The 5,882-nt window shown below is 32.4% G+C and carries 4 protein-coding genes and 1 pseudogene; 3 read left to right on the top strand and 2 right to left on the bottom strand.

The window, feature by feature from the left end:
* Positions 1-141 precede the first annotated feature (141 nt).
* The 3 genes from L8D11_RS02935 to dacB all read left to right on the top strand — a co-directional run bounded on the left by L8D11_RS02935 (position 142) and on the right by dacB (position 3,693).
* Complete coding sequence (locus L8D11_RS02935; protein WP_336886380.1) at positions 142-486, top strand: helix-turn-helix domain-containing protein; 345 nt, start codon at positions 142-144, stop codon at positions 484-486.
* Between the two features lie 601 nt (positions 487-1,087).
* Positions 1,088-2,347, top strand: a complete 1,260-nt coding sequence (locus L8D11_RS02940; protein ID WP_236870185.1) for an MFS transporter — start codon at positions 1,088-1,090, stop codon at positions 2,345-2,347.
* The gene (gene dacB, locus L8D11_RS02945) at positions 2,344-3,693 is read left to right on the top strand and encodes a D-alanyl-D-alanine carboxypeptidase/D-alanyl-D-alanine endopeptidase (RefSeq protein ID WP_236870186.1); all 1,350 of its coding nucleotides are present in this window, start codon (positions 2,344-2,346) and stop codon (positions 3,691-3,693) included. The genes L8D11_RS02940 and dacB overlap by 4 nt, the downstream gene beginning before the upstream one ends.
* 70 nt (positions 3,694-3,763) lie before the next feature.
* On the opposite strand, the gene L8D11_RS02950 is transcribed toward dacB, so the two are convergent.
* Both L8D11_RS02950 and L8D11_RS02955 read right to left on the bottom strand, forming a co-directional pair.
* Positions 3,764-5,317: a hypothetical protein gene (locus tag L8D11_RS02950; RefSeq protein ID WP_236870187.1), complete on the bottom strand. Its 1,554-nt coding sequence runs from the start codon at positions 5,315-5,317 to the stop codon at positions 3,764-3,766.
* A 323-nt stretch (positions 5,318-5,640) separates the two neighbouring features.
* Positions 5,641-5,882: pseudogene (locus L8D11_RS02955) on the bottom strand (IS1634 family transposase); the annotation flags it as partial.

A 5,882-nucleotide genomic window follows, 5' to 3' on the forward strand; every position in this document is an offset into this window, starting at 1 on the left:
TGAACTAACTCAGGCTCGTCACAAATTCTGACCAAAATGGCAAAATATCAACTCTAAAATTAGAAAGTCAGGAAAATCTAAATTTAAACTTGCTCTAAAAACGAAGTTTCCGTTCAAGCACTAGTTAGCAGGCGTTTAAAGATAAGAAGAGTGATGTTGGGGATGAGCCAACAAGATATAGGCCGGGCTGTTGATGTCAGCATTCAGCAAGTACAAAAATATGAAAAAGCTACTAATAGAATATCAAGTGGTAAGCTATTCACGATAGCCAAATTTTTGAAAGTGCCTATTACATATTTTTATGAACAAAGTGATGAAAGCGAAGTAATCGCTAATGTATTTGCCGAAGAAGACGCCAAATATGAGATAGAGGATACCAATGCTGTTACTGAAAAAGAAATAGTTAATCTTATTAAGGCATTTAGTGAAATTAAAAGTGCCCAAAGTAGAAAAAAAATTACAGAATTAGTTAAAACGATGTCTTAAGTTTTATATAAAACTTAAGTCGATAATTAACCAAGCTGTAGACTAAGGGTCGTATAATTTTATATTATATCTAAGCCTAAAACCCTTGCTTTTTGTCGCTCTGCACTTCATTTCAGAATTTATCTCTTCTTTGTCCCCAAAAAGAAGTCTTAAGATAAACCACCTCTAGCCTGTGATGACTATGTCTTACTGAATTTGTTGGGCTGGGCGTACTTACGGTCTCCAAAATCCTATTTTCTAATTCGTAAAATGCTAGAACGATAGAATGTAGAACCATAAGTTCATCATGACAGAGGCTTTAAAGAACCAGAGGCGAAAGAAATGAAAAGACTCTCAGGTTTATATAAGGTTGTGGAGGTAGGTAAATTTGGTTCTTGACCATTTTTTAATAATATGTTAGCTTTTGTACCATGCGTTGTTTATTTTCTAAAAATTAAAAATAATGAACATAGAGTTTAATTTTAAACGTAACTTCCTCCTTCTAGCATTCCTGCTGGCGGCTTAGCCGTTGCATATTCTCTAATTACTATTTTTATTGTGTTTTTTTATGGGTGGCGTAAGTAATTTCGCCTAAATATATTTTTGTTAAAGGAAAATAAATATGAAAGTTGACAAGAAAAATGAATTTGTCTCAATATTAGTGTGGCTAAGTTTAACCTTATTCTACTGTTATCAGTATGTACTTAGAATGTTACCTAATATTATTATGCCTGATATTATGAGTAAATATCAAATCGGAGCAGCAGAATATGGTTCTTTTGCTGGTATATACTACATTGGATATATTGCTGTTCATATACCTATTGGTATATTTCTAACCAGATTTGGTGGCAAGAAAGTACTTCCTTTGTGTATAGCTTTGACTGCGAGTGGTCTTATTCCTCTTGTATATTTCGATTTTTGGGAAAGTGTAGTCATTGGTAGAGCCCTTACAGGAATTGGTTCTTCTGCTGCTATAGTAGGAGCATTACAGATTTTTCGCATAATATATCCTACAAAATTTGCTAGGATGCTGGGGTTTACAGTGTCTGCTAGTTTAATTACAGTAGTATATGTTGGAACCCCGCTTGCGAGTATTATAAAATCAATAGGTATTGATGCAACCATTAACATATTGATATGTTCAGGAATTGCTTTGGCGCTTATCACCTATATAATAATGCCAAAATCTGCTCAAGAGGTTTCTCATAGTGATATTTGGAGTGATATTAAGGCAGTTATTTGTAATTATAAACTACTATTTGCTAGTTTGTTTGCTGGATTTATGGTTGGTCCACTTGAAGGATTTGCTGATGCGTGGGGTAGTGCCTTTATGATTGCAGTTTATGGTATTGAAAAGACAATCGCTGATTCCTTAACGTTATCTATATTATTTGGTATGTTTATGGGGTGTATTGTTTTGCCATACATTGCTGATAAAACAAGGTTTTATCTTGGGGTAACTATAGCTTCTGGTATAGGGATGATAATATGTTTTGTATATATATTAAGTGGTGGTGCCAATGAAAAATCGCTTTATTATACATGCTTAGTCACTGGTATATTCTGTGCTTATCAAGTTGTTATTATTTCTAAGATTGCAACCTATGTTTCTGAAGAAAGAAGCGGGATGGCAGCAGCAGTTGCAAATATGATAATCATGACATTTGGTTGGGTTTTTCATAATGCTATTGGTAAGAGCTTGGATAGATCATGGGATGGTACTTTGGTTGATGGAGTGAAATCATATAGTTCTGAAGCATTTACAAATAGTATTTCGATTATTCCAATCGCCATGTCCGTAGCGGTAATTGGCTTTACTATTATGGGAATGAGTAATATTATTCATGCACGAATACAACAAAAAGCGAGAACAGTATGAAAATTGGTATAATACCACTAATAATAATTACTTTGCTGCCTCACATAGTTGGGGCAGCAAATAACATTCCCGACGAGATAGAGCAATTAATAAAAGAAGCAGATCCAAACTTAAATATTGGAGTAAAAATTACTAATTTAGATCAAGGGAAAGTTATTTTTGAGAAAAATGCTGATAGATATTTTATCCCAGCCAGTACTTTAAAGTTTGTTACGATCGTTGCTGCGCTTGAGCATTTCGGTGAAAATTACGATTTTACTAGTAAGTTGATAAATAAAAATCAAGATTATTATCTTCATATTCACGATCCAGATTTTGGGATTGATGATCTTAAGTATTTTGTGGCAGAAGTTGCAAAGCATTCAAATAAAAATATAAAAGGAAATATTTATATCATAGATAATAAATTTTCTGTACCTGCAACTATGAGAGATAAAACTTTTAGTGATTCTCTATATTGTTACGGTGCTCCAATAACATTGGTTCATATAAATAAGAATTGCAGTAAACTAGATGTTGAGCCAGGTGAGTTAGGTGGGGTTATAAAAATTATTTCCCATCCGAATTTTCCTTATACCATAGTTAATAATACTAAGACAATTGCCAAAAATGAAAATGATAGATTGGTGGTGACTATAAAAGAGGGAAAATATATTATCAAAGGTACTCTAAGTCAATCGACCGGGCCAGTAACAATTGCAGCAGTAGCAAATGATAATTTGTCTCAAATTAAATATCATTTGAAAAAGCAACTTAACAATCAAGGGGTAGCATTAAAAGGAAAAATATTATTCAGCGAGGATGAGGTAAAAGGTGAAAAAGCTATAGCTTCACTCTCCAAAAATATTAAAGATCTTGCTGCTAAGGCAATGAAAAAATCCGATAACTTTATTACAGATTATTTTCTTGCTGAATTTGCTTCTAAATATGGTGTTACGGAATGGGACTGGGCGGCAGCTAAATTAAAGGAAGTTGCTAAACAAAGATTTAATGTTGATTTAACGAAATCAGACATAAGAGACGGTTCTGGTATTTCAAGGCAAAATTTGCTTACAGTGCACCAATTTGATGGATTACTAAAAGCAGTAGTAAAAAGTGAAAAGTTTGAATTGGTAAAATCTATTCTTGCGAGTCCTAATGATGATTCTACTTTGCACGACCGTTTTGAGCATTATGATATTTATGCTAAAACTGGCTCTCTAACTGGGATTTCTGCTCTAGTTGGTTATTTTTATAATTCTAAAAAAGAGCTTCATAGCTTTGTAATTATGGCAAATAATTTTTATCAAAACCGTTTGCTATATCACAAATTAGAAGGAGATATTATCAAATTAGTGATTCAATAAAGTTTTTTGTTATGCAGTCTCAAGCCCCAAATTATCAATTTAAAATGGTGCTTGAGATTGTAGCAGGTTCTTAAAAATCATTTTCCACGTTATTGCCAAATAACTCTGGGGTTTCATCTATTATTGGACTATTTAGAATCTCTGATAAGTCGTAAAGAGTTCCATTTATATCTTTTACTTGTACGTTTTCTGATAACACTCCTTTTTGATGAAAGTATTTAACGACTAGCTTTAGTTGAGTTAGGGTTGGTTGATAATGACCACTGCAATTGTTAATAAATGTAATTTTTCCGTCTACTATGTTCATATGTCCGCCACATGCTACTGGTTTTCCGTAGCCGTATAGCTCTTTTGTTGGTTTGCTTTTTAAGAAAAAACTATGATGAAGACCATTAAAATGACCATTTAAATCATTTTGTACGTATAAGTCCCCATTTTTACTTATAACATAGATAGAATCATTTTGTTCATTAAAAGTTACTAGCTTTTTTTCTCCGTAAGTATAATAAAACTTACCTTCTATTATACATGTTTTACTTTTTTCTTGGATATCTTGGGTGTTAGATTCACAACCTTGTTCTGTTTCTTTTCTAGCTTGTGGTTGAGAGCAGACTAAAAACTCGCCATGTTTAAATTTGAAAGGTATGCCATTTTTTTGAAAATATGCTATATGTTCCTTTTGTGCTCCATCTCTTTTTATTACTGAGAAAATATCGTGAGCATGTTCTTTGAGAAAATAAGATACAATGAGAATATCATTTATTTCTTTCGCTTTTTTAAATAACTCATACGCGTTTTCAGATGAGATATTTTCTACGAATTTTTTTACAGATTGGTCATGTTCTACAACGAAATCAACTACGTGCGGTTGGCTGGCGTATGTTTTTGAAATTAATTGTCGATCAAATATAGCTCCTTGAGAAATTAAATGCTCAGCTATTAAGGGTTTGTTTTGATAAATAGCGCATAGTACTGGGGTGGTAGGTTGTCCACCATAATCATTGGTAATATTTAGGTCTATATTTTCTTCTAGAAGTATATCGATTACTTCTACAGAGCCCATACCTATTGCAGAAAAAATAACATGTTGAGAATTAGGCTCAACTTTATTTATGTCGACTACTTTTTTAACTACTTTCTTAAAAACCTCAGGTTTATCAATAAAGCTGGACAGATGTGAGGGGTCAATATGGATATTTTTATGATCTAACAACGAATCTACAATTCTTTGATCTTCTCTTGCTAGCATTAAGCTTGCTCCGCTAATAAAGCAATCATATTTTTTAAACAATTCAATGGTTTTCATTAAGCTCTCAAAAAGTATTTCTTTATATTCTAAATACTCAGGATTATGTACTAAACTGGTATACACACTTAGCAAGGTATCAATAGGATTAGGTAAATTCTTAAATGCTTGAGTTAAGGAATAATTGTGGTGTCCGGCTATTACTAAGCCTAGATAAGGAATTAGTGATAGTTTGTTATAAGATATAGCGGTGAATAAATGATTTGGATTTATATTTGCTCCTAGTTGCTTTGCAAGTTCATAAACTTGTTCTCTTTTATTCTCAATGATGGCTGTATTTAGCTCGTTGTTTAATTCTTCAAAAGATCTTACTTTCATGTTAACCCCCCAATTTTATTAACATTAATATAAAGATAATTAGCTCTTTTGTCAACAGATAATTAATAAGTATTAATAAAATGGATAAGTGTTATATTTTTTAAAATTATAAGGAATGTGGTCCTTATAATTTGAATTTGACTTAATATAACTTATGTTTACGAGTTCATTAAGGAATGAGTAGGTAATTATAAAAGAAAGGAAGTATATTTCTTAATGTATGATTAAAAGCTGACGCAGGCATATGTGGGTATCAGGACTCTCGTGGGCTCGGAGATGTGTATAATAGACAGCATTTATTGCATATCTTCCTTGCTTTGCATTTATGCAACGGCCTTTACTAATAATACTAAAAGCACTTGCGTTTGATTAAATTTCATATCTTTGCTGTATCCCTTTTCTCTGAACCCATCTTCTGTGAATGATTCAAAGTATAGAGTTGTTGCATCATAGAAGATTGCATCTACTTCTTGGTTCAGTAAATTTTGTGCATTTTTGAATGCTATCTCCTGTATGTTATCGATAACCTTATCATCTAACTTATCCATCATTCTGTAAACTGAAT

It is taken from the genome of Candidatus Bandiella numerosa (assembly GCF_021811875.1).
In the GTDB taxonomy this organism is placed as follows: Bacteria; Pseudomonadota; Alphaproteobacteria; order Rickettsiales; family Midichloriaceae; genus Aquirickettsia; species Aquirickettsia numerosa_A.

Coding starts and splice junctions, on each gene's coding strand:
- dacB (WP_236870186.1), top strand. CDS start 2,344: ATGAAAATTGGTATAATACCACTAATAATAATTACTTTGCTGCCTCAC.
- L8D11_RS02940 (WP_236870185.1), top strand. CDS start 1,088: ATGAAAGTTGACAAGAAAAATGAATTTGTCTCAATATTAGTGTGGCTA.
- L8D11_RS02950 (WP_236870187.1), bottom strand. CDS start 5,317: ATGAAAGTAAGATCTTTTGAAGAATTAAACAACGAGCTAAATACAGCC.